Here is a 17,708-nt window from a genome sequence, read left to right on the forward strand (position 1 = left end):
TTTCCCCTCAGATATTTTAAATCACGATCAAAATCTCATAATATCTCTGGAACGCAGTTCACTTTTCTTAGATGTTACCGCACTCCAGATCTTTGTGGTTTATTTGCTTAAAGCAAAATCAACAGCAGCTTCACTATGGATCTGTGTTGTGTCGTACAAAGGAACATCAGTGTATTTTTGCTCCACTAGCATCGCTATTTCGGTACACCCTAGAATAATCGCTTGTGCGCCGTTATTTCTTAGGCTTTCAATGATCGTTAAGTAGCGTTGACGCGAAGTATCACTCACCTTCCCTTTTACTAGCTCACTGTATATAACGTTATGGACGAGTGCTCGTTGCTCTTGGCTAGGCACGACTACTTCGATATCGTATTTCTGCTCAAGGCGTCCTTTGTAAAAACTCTGCTCCATTGTGAATGCTGTACCCAGTAGGCCAACTTTTGTAATCCCGTCATACTTCAAGCGCTCTGCGGTGGCATCAGCAATATGCAAAAGAGGAATTGATATGACCTCTTCGATTTCTGATGCAACGTTATGCATAGTATTGGTACATATCAGTAAGCAGTCGGCACCTGCAGCTTCGATACACTTGGCAGATTCACTTAAGCATCTAGCCGCAGCGTCCCAATCTCCCTGACGTTGTAAGGTCTCTATTTCCGCAAAATCGACACTGTATAGAGCAACTTTGGCAGAATGAAAACCACCTAGTTCTCGCTTAACACCTTCGTTAATAGCTTTATAGTAGTTAGCCGTAGACTCCCAGCTCATTCCACCTAACAAACCTATTGTTTTCATATCACCATCCTATTAATACGACGCTTCCTATCAAACTTGGTAAAAACTGGTGGTTCTCCCCTTGCCCTACCATTGTTGTATCATAGATTTCTCAAATCGTTACAGAACAATTTGCTAGGCTGGTTATATCAGAACACCGACCAGTCAATTTTAATGACATAACTACTAAAGTAATGCTGCTTGCCACCGATAACATTTAAAGTTATACAAGACACTGTTCTTATTAACCCTAAAAATAACGATAATTTTCAAAGCAGTACTGGCTAGCCAACCGGCTATAGGTTTAAGCCAATCTAGGACGTAGTATGAAATTTAGTCACAAAATCGTTTCGGCCTCAGCAGCCTTGCTGCTCGTGACCGTTTCCACTCTCGGAATTACCCAACTTGTTACCGTTCGCTCTGAGCTACAAAGTCATATTGACGGCAGTATTCATGAGCTTATTACTGGCGTTAAAAACACCATTACTTATGATCTTAACTCTAAGCGAGATTTGGCGAGTGCTGTCACTGAATCTCTAGAGATTGCTCCTACTGAAAATGACTATGTCGCCAATGTCATAACAACACCAACACTTAAATCCAGTTTCCAAGCGGTTGGTGTCGGCTACGAAAACGACGGTTCACTTGTAAGTAATGATGGATGGGTGCCAGATGCCTCCTATGATTCGAGGTCACGTCCTTGGTATCAAGAAGCTAAGTCCTCGGGAAACACTATCATTACCGATCCTTATGTAGATTCGTCGACAAAGAACGTCATTATTTCCCTTGGTTCGCCGCTTAATGATGAAACAGGGCGTTTCATTGGTAGCGTCGTTTTCGACGTGACCCTAACAACACTCGCGGATCTGGTAAACCAAACCGATTTATTCAACGCTGGCTATTTGTTTGTAGTGACAGATAAAGGCATGACTATCGCGCACCCAAATAGTAGTTTAAACGGAGAGCCAATCAGCAAGTTTTTGCCAGGTATTACACTCTCTGAGGGTGTTCAAGAATTAAAACTTGATGGCAAAGATTATCAAGTTAATCTGGTCCAAGTACCGGAAGAGCACTGGTATGTTGGTGCGATCATCGATAAAGACATCGCGTTCTCTGCAATTGGCGAACTACGAAATCAGTCCATTTTCTTCATTTTGACGGGTCTAATTGTCAGTGTCATTGCACTAACGTTACTCATTCGTTTCCTTATGCGCCCATTGAATGATCTCAATGCAGCGATTCAGGATGTAGCGAATGGAGATGGCGATTTGACCCATCGTTTAGATACAGATACCGACGAGGAGTTTGCCGAACTAGCAAAAGGGTTTAACACCTTTACTGCGAACCTTCAGCAACAGATCATTCAATCTAAAGAGATCTCCACCAAGATTCTGACCCTGACGCAGCAAACGACCGAAGGCTCAAAGTACTCGGCAATAGCAATGAATACGCAATTGCAAGAATTGGAACAGCTTGCTACGGCGATGAATGAAATGGCAAGTACCTCCGCTGAAGTTGCAAACAATGCTCAAGGCGCAGCCAGTGCAGCTCAAGCAGCGGACAATGCAACACAGGAAGGCTCTGCTGTCGTGTTAGACACAACATCAGCAATCACCAACCTTTCACACAGTATTGAAGATGCGGTAGTTGAAGTTCAAGGGCTTGAAACGGCAACAGACAATATTGAAACCATACTTAAAGTCATCAACGACATTGCCGACCAAACCAATCTGCTTGCACTCAATGCCGCTATTGAAGCTGCTCGAGCAGGTGAATCTGGTCGTGGGTTTGCTGTTGTAGCCGATGAAGTCCGTACGCTTGCACAACGCACTCAAGAATCAACCACAGAGATTCGTAGTATGATAGAGCAACTACAAAGTGGAGCGCATTCTGTCTCTAGCGCTATGACTCAGAGTAAAGAGAGCGCTAGCCTTGCGGTTGAACGAGCACAAAGTGCAAATGATGCGTTGGAACGTATCCGCCAATCTATCGCACAGATTTCTGACATGAATATGCAAATTGCTGCGGCTGCCGAAGAGCAAAGCTTAGTTGCAGAGGAAATCAATGCCAACACCATCAAGATTAAAGATCTTAGTGAACAGGTTTCCGATTCGGCTAACAATGCGAACACAGCAATGACTGAGCAGTTTAGTAATGTTCACCAACAAGAGAACATACTCAATCGATTCAAAGTATAACGTCTTTTGACGTCAACCAAGCTCTGCCAATTTGGCGGAGCTTTTTTATCCCAGATGGAAATTTGCTCAACAACAATTTGCTCAACAACAAAATGACCCATGAGTTCTTGGTTATATACCGCCCAGCACCACCAATCGAAGCAATAACCTATTTTTTAAACTAAACTAAATATAATTATCTATACAAATTCCACTTAGCCAGTTCAAACACCAAATGAACTGCAAATTAGAATTTACATTCACTACAATAAACTTTATAAAGCCCTGATGTTGACAATGTGATTTCCCCATAAAATCTCTGCGCAATTATGCGTTATGTTAGCCACTTGTATTGCATTTTTAGTCAAAACAACCTGATTTTTTGCCGAATTGTTAATGGACCATTCTGCAATATAATATCCTACGATTTCCTAAAGTGGTGCTAGAAATATGGATAGCATCAGAACAAATCCCTACTTTATGCAATGGAGTGATTATTCTAATTCAATAAATAGCGCTATTGAGTCAAGAAAATTTAGAAAATAAAATGACGAACGTTTAAAAAATCAGCAGTTGACAACAATTTGATGACAAAAGTTAGAAAAAAACACTTTTTAGACTTCCAACTCCAATCATAAACTGGTTTACTTGTCACTGATAAAGCGCCTCCACAAATTTTAGAAAGTGTATAAAAATAAATACACAAACTTTTCGGCGCCAAAGTTACGGACAAACACAACAGATTATCGGAGTTATCGTGGCAACGAGTAATACAAACACAGCACCCCGCGACAATTGGGGTTCGAAGCTAGGCTTCGTAATGGCCGCTGCAGGTTCAGCAGTAGGTCTTGGTAACATTTGGAAATTCCCTTACACAGCAGGCGAAAATGGCGGTGGTGCATTCATCGTTATCTATCTTGCATTCGTAATTTTCATTGGCTTTAGCGTAATGCTAACTGAGTTTGCGGTAGGTCGTAAGACTGGCCGTAGCGCAGTAGGTGCGTTCAAGTCGACAGACGGTCGTTGGACTTTCGTAGGTGTCATCGGCGTACTGAGTGGTCTACTTATTATGGGGTTCTACCCTGTTGTAGGCGGTTGGGCTCTAGCGTACGTTCAAAAAGTATCTACTGGTCTTCTTAGCAACCCTGAAGCTATCGGCGATAGTTTTGGCGGTTTCATCACTAACCCAATTCAGCCGCTTATGTGGATGGGTATTTACCTTCTGATGAACATCATCATCGTTAGCCGTGGCATTTCTGGCGGTATCGAGAAAGCAGGTAAAATCCTAATGCCAATCCTATTCCTGATTCTAATTATCGTTTCAGTAAAAGGCTTGTCTCTACCTGGCGCGATGGCTGGCGTTGAATTCCTATTCAGCCCTGACTTCTCTAAAGTAGACAGTGGCGTTGTACTTGCAGCACTTGGCCAAGCATTCTTCTCTCTAAGTTTAGGTATGGGCTGTATGATTACATACGGTAGCTACTTGAAGAAGAAAGAAAACCTTGTTCAAACTACAGGTATGGTTACGGCAATGGACACGGGTGTTGCAATCCTAGCGGGTATCGCAATGTTCCCTGCAATGTTTGCTCTAGGTATGGAACCAGCTGCTGGTCCAGGTCTAGTCTTCGTTGTTGTACCTCAGCTATTCGCAGAAATGGGCGGTGTTGGTCTAATCTTCGCACTGCTATTCTTCGTAGGCCTAACGGTTGCAGCGCTAACGTCTTCGGTATCTCTACTAGAAGTAGTTGTATCTTACCTAATCGATGAGAAAGGCTTCAAGCGTACTACAGCGGTACTCTCTGCAGCTGCAGTAATGGCGGTACTATGTATCTTTGCTTCTCTATCTCTAGGTGGCGTTGGTCCAACATTGTTTGACACTGGTGCATTCGACATCTTCGACCTGATGACAGATAAGATCTTCCTAGCTGTTGGCGGTATGTTGGTGTGTATCTTCGCAGGTTGGAGACTAAGCCGTGAAGAACTTGAGAAGGAAATCACTAACGACGGTGAAGTGAAATTCCCACTATTCGGTCTTTGGTACAACCTAGTTAAATTCGTTATCCCTGTAGCGGTAGCAATCGTTGCATTTGCGGGAATCTCAAGCGGCTTCGACAGTGGCAAAGGTCCAATCATGTTGATGGGTATCGGGATCATTGCTCTAACAGGTATTCTTTCGAAGAAACTGTAAGACTTAAACCCTATTGAAAAAGAGGAATCCTAGGATTCCTCTTTTTTTGTTTAACTCTCCCTGTTTGATGTTCCCCTTCCTGCTACTTCACGTTAGACTTTGCGCCCTACCTAAATAACGAGATTATAATGATGCTTTCATCTGCCAAATCTGTCGTGGTACTCGACTTTGAGACCACTGGTCTTTCACCAAATCAAGGCGACAGAGCTATTGAAATTGGTGCAGTTAAGCTAGAAAACGGAACCGTAGTCGATAGGTTTCAATCCCTCATGAATCCGGGATTTCGTGTCAGTGGATTCATCGAAAATTACACTGGCATCAGTAATGCGATGCTGGCTAACGCGCCAAGCTGTAAAGACGTGATGGGTGAGTTTTCGACATTCATACAGAATAGTAATCTCGTGGCTCACAACGCTTCGTTCGATAAGCGATTTCTGGATGCAGAGTTAGAACTTATCAACGAAAGTTATACTGGAGGATTTGCCTGTTCTCTTCTAGTCTCGAGACGTTTAAATCAAGAAACTCACTCGCATAAACTCGGTGACTTAGTGGCTTATCACAATATTGCTAATGATGGCGTCTTTCACCGTGCTTTAGCCGATGCAGAAGTGACAGCATCACTATGGTTACTCCTCGTTGATTCATTGACTGAGAGATTCCAGATCAATGATCCTAGTTTTGCTTTAATGCAAAAGCTATCCAAACAACCGAAAGCATCGATAGCTCAGTTCCTAACAAAACAAGCTGTGTAATTGTTTAGACATCGGTCATTTTCTATATAAAAATCAGATCGTAGTGTGAAATGCTTCTCACTGTGTTATGTATTACGTTAACGTCATTTTTATTAACCAGAGTCTCAAATGAATTCAAGCTTTGACCAGTTAGTACCCGTTGGTGTGCGCTATATGGTGCTCTCTGCACTTGGCTTCGCCTTGATGTCGGCATCAGTAAAATACGTCAGTACTTATGGAATACCTGTCTTTGAGATTGTGGCAGCTCGTGCCCTTGTCTCACTGATACTCAGCTATATTGATGTAAAAAGGAAAGGTATCTCGATATGGGGCAACAACAAAAAGCTGCTGTTTGCTCGTGGTGTTATGGGATCGCTTGCCTTAATTTGTGTCTACTATGCCGTGACGACCCTACCATTAGCTGAAGCAACAATATTACAGTACATTCACCCTGTTTTTACTGCGCTGCTTGCCTTCTTATTCTTGAAAGAGCGTGTGCAATTTTCGACCTTTATATGTATTTTGCTGAGCTTGTTAGGTCTATACACCATGGTCAGTCCTACATTGGGCGCTAACAGTACTGAACATTTACCCTTATTCAGTGTTGGTGTGGCCTTACTTGGCGCCTTAGGGAGCTCTATAGCTTACGTTATTGTCAGAAAATTAAGCCAAACTGAAGATAGTTCGGTCATTATTTTTTACTTTCCTCTCGTTGCCCTCCCTTTATCGCTATTACTCATCGGTGACGACTTTGTGATACCCGATATGCACCTTACGGTGATGCTCATACTCGTAGGGATCTTCACCCAATTAGGACAACTTGGGTTGACTAAGGCAATGCAGACACAAGCAGCAGGTAAAGCATCCGCTTATTCCTACATTCAAATAGTGTTCTCGATATTGCTAGGTCTTGTTCTGTTTAACGAGCTGCCATCGATATGGACTTACTTAGGCGGTGCACTCATTGTTTTAGGTGCGCTAATCAATGTCTTTGGGAAAAATCTGCGATTGCCTTTCTTACGCTCTCGCTAGAATTAAGGTTGCTAGGCTTGGCTTCGGTTATCCCGAAACGACTGGTTTAGCAACCAAACCGAAGACCATAGAATGGCAACTGCGATAATTGAACGTAACCAATAGATCAAAATACGTTTTATCAAGGTATGATAAGCCGAATAAACGATTATTGAATATGAATAACGTGAAGAACTAACCTCAAACTCCATCTCATTGACATCAAGCTCAACCGGATTCCTAGAGTAAGTGGAGTTAAGGTCGCCATCCAACTTAAAGGCGTAGTTAGCGTAAGGCAGTGTTGGCTCCAACCAATACCCTACTAGGCGTCGTGGATTCACGTAAGCAAAGAACCGTTTATCACCATCATCGATATCAACAACCAACGATGTTTCCGGAAAATAACTGGTTAACAACGACCAACCGATGAATACATCGGTATTTGATTCGCCACGCCAATACTTTTGATGCAACGAGGTCTTGCCAAACATACTACATACAAAAGCACCATCATCAGACTCACGGATATACCCGACTGCTCGAATTCGTTCATTTTCGTAAGCTAGGTTGGCATAGTCGTGCATCAATGAGTCTGGACATGATTCATCGTAGGGCACTTTTCTGATGACCGAGACGACTTCATCAATGCGTTTATCGACACTGAGTACCGAGGTCTGAGCGCTTGCTTTTATCTCATTTAAGATATGTAAATAAGCTAAACCACCACTGAGAAGCAACGCAAGGATCAACACGGAAGCTGTCTTTGCCCATGGGAAGTTATAGGTGTTCATAGGCATCTTGGTCGCTACGTAGTCTTGAATAGATATCAACGGCAAAAACCGCACCAAAGACGATAAACCCGAGTACAGATAAACGTATGAAGAAAGTTTTAATTCTGTTGGTCAGCAAGCCCATAGTCTTAGTCACTTTGATTGCAAACGGATAACGCTCAGAAGCTAATGAGGTAGATAATTCCTTTCCGGAAAAAGCACTTTGGTTGCGGTCTAACAAGACATTAGATGACTCAGGGAAAGACATGGTGATACGCGCGTCATTATTATACGGTTCAATCCACCATCCTAGGATAACCCTGGGGTTAATGGTACCAATCACAATTTGGTCACCACGATAAACGGCCAGAGCGAACGAGAGGTCACGACGAAACTCTGTCACATGAAGACGAGCAAAGATTACGTCCCCTTCTTGTCTTGCATCCCAAAATGCTTCATCAATAAGCCGTTCGTGAGCACCAAAATTGCTGCAGTAATTAGGGTCATCGTTTACTGTATTAGCAATCACAACTCCCCGTATCCCGGTACTATTAAACACATGGTGAGCCAGCGCAGTTTGAACGTCAGAAGTGCAGGTTTCAGCAATGGGTATAGCACGTAACTCAGACTCTATCTTGGATAGGTGTTCGTCGATTCGACCAACAACTTGTTCAGCATCACAACTCAACTCCTCTCGAAAGGTCATCATTTGATAGACGCAACCGATGAGCAAGGTGTAGAGAAAAATCAGAGAAAGGTTCTGCCAAGTCCGTCTGGTTACCATAAGTATCAACAGGGAGAATATTAAGACAAGAAATCATAACACTCGATAAATGCCAGTTTCTTTATCTCAACTCAATATTGTGTCTTCAGTTTTCTCAACTACCGAGAATTTTTGCGAATTTCTTCTATCTCCTCACAACTAATATTCAGAGATTCTAGGAATTCTTGGTGCGCATCTGGCTGCATTTTTTCAAACTGTCGATGCCAATTCGCCATATCTTCTTCGTTAAAACCGGAGTGTTTCATAATCTCAACCCACTGTGCTTTATTCATGGAATTGGTCTCCAACAAATTAGGCTCTTCTAGCGCAGTGAGAATCGCTTTCTGTTGGCTTCGCAATGCCTCTATTTCTCTTTCTAGTGCATTGAACTGGTCTCTCAAGGTCTGCTCTTGTATTTGATCTCCTTGCCTATCGAGCAAAGAACTTATTTCTTGAATTGGTAGCCCGAAAGAGCGATATGCGAGGATACTCTTAAGCCTTGAGACCTGTTTCTCTCCATACCAGCGGTACCCATTGCCTGAACGATAAGCAGGAAATAAAAGACCTGCGCGTTCGTAGTAGAGGATAGTAGTTCTCGATATATTACATTCTCGCGCTAGCTGAGTAACGGTTAACATTTTTACTTATTCCTATTCGTGAACAATTTTGGAACACATATGCTCAGAAAGAGCAGAACCACACCGATCATTGCTAGTTGGTTTGGTGTTTCTGCAAATAGTAGATAACCAATACCCATAGCGTAAATAATTTTCACGTATTCGACATTGGAAACCACATTCGCCGCGCCATATTTATAAGCGCTCACGCCAAACCATTGAGCGATTGATGAAATAACACCGACACTAACCAAAAGCAGTAACTCATTCCAACTTGGCCATACCCAATCTAACGTGGACGGAACCAACGCCAAAAGACCCACGAACAACGCTTGGTATGCCAAAAGAGCGAGTTTAGATTCAAGTTGCGCAATCCGTCGGACACATATCGCAGCAATCGCCGCTCCCATCGACGCCACTATACCTAAAACTATATAACCCAGCGACGTATCATCAAAACTAGGTTGTACGATCAACATGACTCCGGCAAATCCTAATATCAGCGTCAATATGCGGCTCATAGAAAGCGTTTCACGTAGAAATAGCCTCGCGAGTAAGGCAACAAACAATACTTGTGTGAAACTAAGTGCGGTCGCATTCGCTAGCGGGATTGCGCTCACCACGACAAAGCCAATAGAGAGAGCAGTAAATGCTCCTAGAATTCGAAACGTATGCAGTTTCAAATGGGTTGGTTGCCTTAAACTGGCAAAGTTAATAACAATAGCTGGCATGAGCAATACCAAAAACACTAACTGGCGAAACAATAGAATTTGAAACACACCTATCGATTCACTGAGTAGACGAACGATAACGCCAACAGCGGTAAAAAGTGCCGTAGACACCAACGCTAATGTGATGCCCTTCGTCGTCGGAGACCATTGAGTTGTAACCTTGTGCCAGCATGATTGAGTGGGAAGATTTATAGACATGAGCGCCCTCTTACTAATAAGAGCACGAAGCCTAAACCCTATACCAGTAGACGGGTCAATCTAGTCGCTGAAAGAACTTAACATTAGAACTATTGTACTTCTCTGCGGCGCTGCATTCTTTCAGCGCGCTCCGCTTCTTGCTCTACCAAGATTTTTTCATGTGCCTTGAAAAATGGTAGATAGATAAAATACGAGTTAAGCATAGCGAAGCCGACCATAAGAGCATTCACCACGCTACCATTTGCTGCCCACGCTGCTCCTATTGGCGCTGGTACTGACCAAGGAATCATCAATACCACTCGGTCCAATATCTCTGCTGAGGTGAGAAACCACGCCAAGGTGGCATTGATCATAGGCACCATTACAAACGGCACTAGGAACAAGGGATTCATAATGATTGGGAAGCCAAAAAGAATCGGTTCGTTGATATTAAATATCGCTGGAATAGCGCCCACTTTACCAACCGACTTCAATTGATTTGACCGACTCTTAATCGCCAAATAAACCAATGGCAAGGTTGAACCAACGCCGCCCACTAACAAAAAAAAGTCCCAAAAAGCAGGCAGATAGATATGCGGTAGCACCGCCTCACCAGCTTCTAATGCCGTTTGGTTTTCGAGGAGGTTCGACATCCAAAATGGATTCATAATCCCGGTTATGATTAATGCTCCATGGATACCCATAAACCACAGCAACTGACAAATTAAAATTGATACCAGTACAGCAACTAAACTGTCTGACGCAAGCACTAAGGGCCTAAAAAGCTCTTCAATCAACTGAGGAAAATGCACACCAAACTGAGCTTCCAACGCAACGTTAAAGGTTGAAATGGTACTGAGCACCACGAATATTGGGATCATCAGTTTGAAGCTTTGAATCGTAAGGATGGGCACATCTTCAGGCATCTTGATATACCACCCTTTTCGAATAAACAACCTAACCACTTCAATAGAGTAAATACTCGCGATTAGCGCAGTAAATAATCCAGACCCGCCGAGATATCTGACGTCCTCCTGTCCATTCAGATAGAAACCAGCCAACATCAGAAAGGCCATACAACCCGTCAATCCCGAGAGTCGTTCAGGTAGTTGATAACTTTTTGCCAAACTTGCTGAGACACCAAACGACACAATGAGCCCAACAACTCCAAGAGTTAATTGATAGGTAGGCAATAGAATAGGTCTTAAGGTGTAAGACATGTTCAGCCAAGCGACTGACATCCATGACTCTGGGTTGGCAAACGGAGGGAAAATAATCGGGACAAACATGCATCCGACAAAAATAAACGGCATCGCCAACTGGAAACCATCACGCATTGCCATCAAATGCTGACTACGCATAAGCAATTTAGCAATGGGGTTCATGAACTGCTCTACCTGATTGGCAAACAGTCTCATTACAGAGTGGTTCATCTTAGTTACCGAGTGTCGAGATCCTGGCAAGAATAACCTAATACTCAATAGTGCGGAAACTTCGCATCCAAATCTGATGACTTCAGCACACTTTTCGACTCTTGGTCGCCGTAAATACATTGAAAATCAGCTCTAACCCTCCCCGTCATTTCAGATGTTCATAACGTTTTAAGGTCAGCATAGTTTTGTTTCACATGCTGTTTCCAGACCACCGATAGTTCGTTAACTGAGTCACGAAAAATCCACCTTACGGAGATTTTCTAGTGATCGTTTTCACACTTAAATGGAAATCATTTGGAAACCGGTTTCCAAATGATTTCCAGAACGGCATAGTAAAAAGGAATTCAAGATTCTGGAGAACTAAAAATGAAAAAAATTATGCTTTGCTGCTCTGCTGGTATGTCTACTTCTCTTCTTGTGAAAAAGATGGAAGCGTCAGCTCAAGAACGTGGTATCGCGGCTGAAATTAAAGCGTTCGGCGCAAGTGAATTTGATGTGCAAGTCGGCAACTACGAAGTGGTTCTACTTGGCCCTCAAGTTAAATACATGCAAGCAGATTTCCAAAAGAAAGCGGATGCACACGGCATCAAAGTTGAGCCAATCAACATGATGGATTACGGCATGCAGAAAGGCGACAAGGTTCTTGATTTCGCTCTAGAACTAATCGGCTAGTTTTCTGGCTCGGTGTCCCCCCTGTAGTCACATTTCGACACCGAGCTTTCTTATTCTTTAATATCCAAACGAGATCTACGACATGGGCGCTATGTACGACAAAATGGTCAACGTTATCGAGCAAAAGGTGACTCCTATTGCTGGTAAAATTGGCCAACAAAAATACATCACTTCTATCCGCGACGGTTTTATCGCGGCACTACCTTTTATGATTGTTGGTTCATTCATGTTGGTGTTTATATTCCCTCCGTTTTCAGCGGAAACAACATGGGGATTCGCACGAGCATGGCTAGATTTTTCTGATACTTACCGTGAACAACTCATGCTGCCGTTCAACCTAAGTATGGGCATCATGACGATATTCATATCTGTGGGCATCGCATCAAGCTTGGCACGTCATCACGATTTAGATCCTGTTACAACGGGCCTACTTTCATTGATGAGCTTCCTTTTAGTTGCTGCGCCAGTACAAGACGGCATGCTTTCTATGCAGTACTTCTCAGGCCAAGGTATCTTTACCGCGATTATTACGGCGCTGTACTCAACTGAAGTATATGCTTACCTAAAGCGCAACAACATCACTATTAAACTTCCACCAGAAGTACCAACAGGTGTTGCTCGTTCATTCGAAATCCTAATCCCAGTATTAGCCATCATCATGACCTTGCATCCATTGAATCTTTTCATTGAAGCACAAACTGGCATGATCATTCCTGAAGCAATCATGGCACTAGTACAGCCTCTAGTATCAGCTTCAGATACGCTACCAGCAGTACTTCTTGCAGTACTAGTGTGTCAAATCCTTTGGTTCGCAGGCATCCACGGCGCGTTAATCGTTACTGGTATCATGAACCCATTCTGGATGGCTAACCTTTCAGTAAACCAAGCGGCAATGGCGGCTGGCGAAGCTATCCCACATATCTTTGTTCAAGGTTTCTGGGATCACTACCTACTAATTGGTGGTGTAGGCTCTACTCTTCCACTTGCTTTCCTACTACTACGTAGTAAAGCCGTTCACCTTCGTACTATCGGTAAAATGGGTGCAGTTCCAGGTATGTTCAACATTAACGAACCTATCCTATTCGGTGCACCAATCATCATGAACCCTGTGTTCTTCCTACCATTCATTTTGGTTCCTATGGTTAACGCAACATTAGGTTGGTTTGCTCTTGATTGGGGATTAGTTGAGCGCGTTGTTTCTCTAACACCTTGGACAACTCCAGGTCCTATCGGTGCTTCATGGGCAGCTAACTGGGCATTCAGTCCTGTCATCATGTGCTTCATCTGTATGGCTATGTCAGCAATGATGTACCTGCCATTCCTGAAAGCATACGAAAAGCAACTTCTTGAGCAAGAAGCTGCGGAAGAGAAGAAACAACAAGAAGCTGCAGGTCAACCTGTAACGGCTTAAACCCCAAATTACATAAATTAAATGTCGCCCCTCAGTCTTAGTTGGGGATAAGCATGGGGCGACACCTATCTTTGAGATAGAACCATTAAGAATTAAGAGGTACAAAATGGAACCAATGGATTTAGAAGAACAAGTAATGGGCATCATCATCAACGCTGGTCAATCGCGCAGCCTATGTTACGAAGCACTTCGTCATGCTAAAAACGGCGAGTTTGAAGAAGCAGAAGGCCTGATGAAAGAAGCACAAGAATTTGCAAACCAAGCACATCTTGTTCAAACACAGCTTATCGAAGCGGATGAAGGTACGGGAAAAATGAAGATGACTTTGGTGATGGTTCATGCACAAGACCACTTAATGACATCTATGCTAGCAAAAGAACTCGTCGCTGAAATGATCGAACTACACAAGCGCACCGCGAAATAAGCAAGTAAACCCATTTTACTTTTTTCATAGTTGTCGACCATGCAGGGAACGAGTCAGAGGGAAGGTGTTGTATAGGAGCATCTTTTAAAATTGGTCGAAGCAGCTCTCATGTGCTCCTACCCTTTTGGGAGCTGCTTTTTTCAACAACTTACTGCTTTTACTTGTTTTCCTCGGTTTTATAATACACTTCTACCTTCATCAAGCTTGAGCTACGTACCAGTAAAAGAGTACAATATTGGAAATTTTGGGAAACGGTTTCCCAACTTCAGAAACCCTGCAAATGAAATAAGGTTGTTTTCATGGCTACTATCACAGACGTATCTTTGCTAGCAAACGTGTCGAAAGCCACGGTTTCGCGCGTGATGAGTGGTAGTCGCGGTGTTAAGCCCGAGAGTCGTGAAGCCGTTCTGCGTGCTGCAGAAGAACTCAATTACCGCCCAAATGCTGCGGCGCAAACACTGGCCAATCAGCGCTCTGATTACATCGGTGTTATTCTTTCTTCAACGGATGCCGGCCAAGTGTCTACCTATCTCCCGTTATTAGCGAAATCGCTGAAAGCCAAAGGTAAACACATGCTTGTACAGTTTGCCGAAACGCCTGCTGAACAAGTACGTATCGTCGAAGATCTAAACCAAAGACATTGTGATGCAATTATTTCTCTGGGTGGAACGGTCGAAGAGTTAAAGAACGACAACATTATTGCCATAGACAGTTTGGCGGATGCATCTCAATCTATTGGCTATGATTATAAATTTGCTTCAGAAAGCGCTTGTCGTTTCCTATCTAGTAAAGGCCATTCGAGCATCGCCATTGTCGTAGACGATGAAAGTTACGCCTCAAATCAGGTCATTGAGGGCTATAAGACCTCATTGCAAAACTCTGCAATGCCCGTTAATCGTCAACTGATTGTGACTGCTAATGGCAACAGTGAACAAGCTATCATGTCTTTACTTAACAGCTATCATCCATTTACGGCATTGGTTGTAATGCGCGATAGCCAAGCTGCGGTAGCCATGAACCTCTTTAGAGATTTTAACTTGGCAACGCCACAAGAGGTATCCATCGTCTCGTTAGAAGACTCTCAACTGGCGAGTCAACTAAATCCGCCTCTGACCTGCATTAGCTACCCATCACAGCAAATCGTTGATTTTGCCATGGAGCAATTGGACGCCATTTTAGATGATAAACCAATGACTCCAAAACCGCTTATCACTGGCCGCCTTGTCACGCGAGATTCCGTCACTAATCGCAGCTAGTACAAGTAATTTAGAAAAAGGAGTGTGTGACATATTCCTTTTTTAGTTCTACTTCACCACAATCTTCAATCAACTTTGCAATAACTTGTTTTTGTATTGCTCTGGCGTTTGACCTGAGTATTTCTTGAACATCGCGATAAAAGGGCTTGCTTGATTGTAGCCGAGGGTAAAAGCCACTTCCTTTACAGAGTGCCCTCCTCGTAGTAAATCCATTGAATATAGATAACGTACCCTCAAACGCCATTCTGTAAAGCTCATTCCTAGTTCGCTTTGACAATAACGAGCGAGCGTTCTCTCAGTTGTATGTACCCTACTCGCCCATTCATTCAAGCTAATATCGTTAGTAGGTTCTTCCTCAATCGCCGCCAATATCGGTGCTAAATATTTGTTATTGCTGGAGGGCAAAAAGTGATGCTGTTCTTGTTGGTCACTTAGCTGATCTAAAAGCACCTGTACTAATCGTTTGTCTTTTTCGGACTCGGCCACATTTATACTTCGATGGCGAAAATCCTCAATAATCGACGAAACAATCGGCGTCACCTTAATTAGGCTGGTCTTTTCGGGGAAGGTCGACGTCAGCTGATGGGCAATATTGAGAGAGCAGTACTCCAATGGTTTGCGGTTGTAACTGCAATGCATCACTCCCGCCGGTACCCAAATGGCAAGATGAGGCGGCGCGAGAAAGCGCGTATCTTGCGCCTCCATTTCCAATATGCCACCACTTATCAACTGAATCTGCCCCCAAGGGTGGCAATGAACTCTCGTCTCAGTATTGGAAAGAAACGCGTCGAAATTCATGAAAACGTCCGACGGCATTTTATCAATAGAAAGAGAAGGATGGAGGTTGCGTGACTTTTTTTTCAACTTGTCTTCCTATCGCGCTTAATGTCTGAATGGAGATATTTATAATTATAACGACCTGTCACACTATACATCAATTCACAAAACGCGACGAGGCTCACAATGGTTTATTTACTACCTTTCCTAACCGTACTCATCTGGGGTGGGAATGCCATTGTTAATAAGATCGCCGCGTCGACTATCGAACCAAGCGCGATGAGTTTTTATCGCTGGGCTCTAGCTATGTTGGTCATGACTCCGTTTTGCTTGCCAAAGTTAAAACGCTACTGGCCAGAGATTCGTCGCAACAGCGGTAAGCTTGCTTTTCTTGCGCTACTTGGAATGGTGCTTAACCAATCGTTAGGCTACTACGCAGCATTGACAACCTCTGCTTCCAACATGGCGCTGATCACTTCTTTAGTGCCGCTTATCAGCGTGTTCATGTCTGTCCCTTTGCTTGGTAAAAAAATCTCCATGCTTAGTATTGCTGGCGGAGTGATTTCTTTAGCAGGACTTGCCTTCATGCTAGGTCAAGGCGACGTCGCTTTCTTCATGCATCAAACCGTGGCTCAGGGTGACGCACTCATGGTTCTCGCCGCTTTCGTTTACGCCACATACTGCGTACTGTTGAAACGATGGAAAATGCAGTTATCTAGCTGGATGCTAATTTATACTCAAGGCGTGTTTGCCGTCATTATGCTATTTCCTCTCTTGCTTACTAGCGAGACGATTATGCCAACATCAGCATCCCTACCATTAATCGCCTACGCAGGTTTATTAGCTTCTTTGATTGCACCACTATGTTGGGTTAAAGCGATTGACCTAATTGGAGCAGACAACAGCGCAATGTTTATGAACTTGTTACCTGTCATTGCAGTTGCGCTCGCCGCAGCACTATTGGGCGAAACCATTACTCAATTCCACGTCATTGGTGGTTTAATGGTGATATCTGGGGTAATTCTATCTCAAGTGAAAGTGAAACGCCGTAAATCGGCAACTGACACGGTGGAACAAAACTTGACCATAGATAAGCAATAATCTCCTGCGGTTACACAATCTCTGTAGCCTACTGTTAACAATTTTGTCATACTCAGCGAAGCCCAAATAACAATAAGGACATGTTCAAATGAGTGGTGGCAAAAGAGATATCACCCTTCGTTTTCTTGCTGAACCTGGTGATGTAAACTTTGGCGGGAAAGTGCACGGTGGTGCGGTTATGAAATGGATCGACTTGGCCGCTTATGCCTGTTCGGCAGCTTGGAGTGGTAAATACTGTATCACCGCTTATGCTGGCGGAATTCGATTTGTTCAACCGATTCACGTCGGTAACCTTGTGGAAGTCAGCGCTAAAGTCATTTACACAGGACGGTCTTCAATGCACATCGCCATTGATGTACAAGCAAGCGATCCCAAAGAACTTAAAAATCGTCTCACCACACACTGTATCGTCATCATGGTCGCCGTAGATGAAGATGGAAAACCGACTTCAGTTCCTGAGTGGATTCCTACAACCGACGAAGATATCAAGCTACGCGAGTCCGCCATCAAACTGATGAATATGCGCAAAGAGATCGGCGAAGAGATGGAAGCGCACGTTAAATATCTAAAATAGCGTGCCCGTAACATCCAATAGTCCAACAAGTCGTTTTAACGAATGCAGATAATGTGCTAGCCATTGTCTGCATTCGTCACACAACTCACATCTACGCCCCTATTTTAAACCTAAAAGGATG

At 43.5% G+C, this 17,708-nt stretch carries 17 protein-coding genes; 10 read left to right on the forward strand and 7 right to left on the reverse strand.

Going from position 1 to position 17,708, the window contains the following annotated elements:
• Window positions 1-99: 99 nt before the first annotated feature.
• Window positions 100-795 carry an aspartate/glutamate racemase family protein gene (locus AWH66_RS22760; protein ID WP_063603326.1) on the reverse strand — a complete coding sequence of 232 codons (696 nt, stop codon included), beginning with the start codon at window positions 793-795 and terminating at the stop codon, window positions 100-102.
• Window positions 796-1,100: 305 nt separating this feature from the next.
• Between AWH66_RS22760 and AWH66_RS22765 the strand changes: the two genes are divergently transcribed.
• The 4 genes from AWH66_RS22765 (at window position 1,101) to AWH66_RS22780 (ending at window position 6,902) form a co-directional block, all read left to right on the forward strand.
• A complete protein-coding gene (locus AWH66_RS22765) occupies window positions 1,101-2,972 on the forward strand; it encodes a methyl-accepting chemotaxis protein (RefSeq protein ID WP_063603325.1) in 1,872 nt (623 codons plus the stop codon).
• Window positions 2,973-3,708: 736 nt separating this feature from the next.
• A complete protein-coding gene (locus AWH66_RS22770; protein ID WP_063603324.1) occupies window positions 3,709-5,139 on the forward strand; it encodes a sodium-dependent transporter in 1,431 nt (476 codons plus the stop codon).
• A gap of 128 nt (window positions 5,140-5,267) precedes the next feature.
• Window positions 5,268-5,891 carry a 3'-5' exonuclease gene (locus AWH66_RS22775; RefSeq protein WP_063603323.1) on the forward strand — a complete coding sequence of 208 codons (624 nt, stop codon included), beginning with the start codon at window positions 5,268-5,270 and terminating at the stop codon, window positions 5,889-5,891.
• A 108-nt stretch (window positions 5,892-5,999) separates the two neighbouring features.
• Window positions 6,000-6,902 (forward strand): DMT family transporter, encoded by a 903-nt coding sequence (locus tag AWH66_RS22780; protein WP_063603322.1) that lies wholly within the window; start codon window positions 6,000-6,002, stop codon window positions 6,900-6,902.
• A gap of 11 nt (window positions 6,903-6,913) precedes the next feature.
• Here the strand turns inward: AWH66_RS22780 and AWH66_RS22785 are convergent, their stop codons facing one another.
• The 5 genes from AWH66_RS22785 to AWH66_RS22805 form a co-directional block, all read right to left on the reverse strand.
• Window positions 6,914-7,717, reverse strand: coding sequence for a hypothetical protein (locus AWH66_RS22785; RefSeq protein WP_167360983.1), 804 nt, complete (start codon window positions 7,715-7,717; stop codon window positions 6,914-6,916).
• The gene (locus AWH66_RS22790; protein ID WP_143081562.1) at window positions 7,659-8,435 is read right to left on the reverse strand and encodes a CSS-motif domain-containing protein; all 777 of its coding nucleotides are present in this window, start codon (window positions 8,433-8,435) and stop codon (window positions 7,659-7,661) included. The genes AWH66_RS22785 and AWH66_RS22790 overlap by 59 nt, the downstream gene beginning before the upstream one ends.
• A gap of 98 nt (window positions 8,436-8,533) precedes the next feature.
• Window positions 8,534-9,052: a MerR family transcriptional regulator gene (locus AWH66_RS22795; RefSeq protein ID WP_063603319.1), complete on the reverse strand. Its 519-nt coding sequence runs from the start codon at window positions 9,050-9,052 to the stop codon at window positions 8,534-8,536.
• 2 nt (window positions 9,053-9,054) lie between these two features.
• Window positions 9,055-9,960 carry a DMT family transporter gene (locus AWH66_RS22800; RefSeq protein WP_063603318.1) on the reverse strand — a complete coding sequence of 302 codons (906 nt, stop codon included), beginning with the start codon at window positions 9,958-9,960 and terminating at the stop codon, window positions 9,055-9,057.
• 89 nt (window positions 9,961-10,049) lie between these two features.
• On the reverse strand, window positions 10,050-11,372 hold the full coding sequence (locus AWH66_RS22805; RefSeq protein WP_038221529.1) for a PTS sugar transporter subunit IIC: 1,323 nt from the start codon (window positions 11,370-11,372) through the stop codon (window positions 10,050-10,052).
• A gap of 366 nt (window positions 11,373-11,738) precedes the next feature.
• On the opposite strand from AWH66_RS22805, the gene AWH66_RS22810 reads away from it, so the two are divergent.
• From AWH66_RS22810 to AWH66_RS22825, 4 genes are all read left to right on the forward strand, one after another.
• Complete coding sequence (locus tag AWH66_RS22810; protein WP_006069017.1) at window positions 11,739-12,044, forward strand: PTS sugar transporter subunit IIB; 306 nt, start codon at window positions 11,739-11,741, stop codon at window positions 12,042-12,044.
• Between the two features lie 82 nt (window positions 12,045-12,126).
• Window positions 12,127-13,455, forward strand: coding sequence for a PTS sugar transporter subunit IIC (locus AWH66_RS22815; RefSeq protein WP_006069018.1), 1,329 nt, complete (start codon window positions 12,127-12,129; stop codon window positions 13,453-13,455).
• A gap of 106 nt (window positions 13,456-13,561) precedes the next feature.
• On the forward strand, window positions 13,562-13,879 hold the full coding sequence (gene chbA / locus AWH66_RS22820; protein ID WP_006069019.1) for a PTS N,N'-diacetylchitobiose transporter subunit IIA: 318 nt from the start codon (window positions 13,562-13,564) through the stop codon (window positions 13,877-13,879).
• A gap of 299 nt (window positions 13,880-14,178) precedes the next feature.
• A complete protein-coding gene (locus tag AWH66_RS22825; protein ID WP_063603317.1) occupies window positions 14,179-15,135 on the forward strand; it encodes a LacI family DNA-binding transcriptional regulator in 957 nt (318 codons plus the stop codon).
• Window positions 15,136-15,204: 69 nt separating this feature from the next.
• Here AWH66_RS22825 and AWH66_RS22830 read toward each other — a convergent pair whose 3' ends face one another.
• On the reverse strand, window positions 15,205-15,999 hold the full coding sequence (locus tag AWH66_RS22830) for an AraC family transcriptional regulator (RefSeq protein ID WP_063603316.1): 795 nt from the start codon (window positions 15,997-15,999) through the stop codon (window positions 15,205-15,207).
• A gap of 99 nt (window positions 16,000-16,098) precedes the next feature.
• On the opposite strand from AWH66_RS22830, the gene AWH66_RS22835 reads away from it, so the two are divergent.
• Both AWH66_RS22835 and AWH66_RS22840 read left to right on the forward strand, forming a co-directional pair.
• The gene (locus AWH66_RS22835) at window positions 16,099-17,013 is read left to right on the forward strand and encodes a DMT family transporter (protein ID WP_063603315.1); all 915 of its coding nucleotides are present in this window, start codon (window positions 16,099-16,101) and stop codon (window positions 17,011-17,013) included.
• Window positions 17,014-17,101: 88 nt separating this feature from the next.
• Window positions 17,102-17,587 carry an acyl-CoA thioesterase gene (locus AWH66_RS22840; RefSeq protein ID WP_063603314.1) on the forward strand — a complete coding sequence of 162 codons (486 nt, stop codon included), beginning with the start codon at window positions 17,102-17,104 and terminating at the stop codon, window positions 17,585-17,587.
• The last annotated feature ends 121 nt before the right edge of the window (window positions 17,588-17,708 follow it).

The organism is Vibrio barjaei (genome assembly GCF_001639065.2).
GTDB classification, from domain to species: Bacteria; Pseudomonadota; Gammaproteobacteria; order Enterobacterales; family Vibrionaceae; genus Vibrio; species Vibrio barjaei.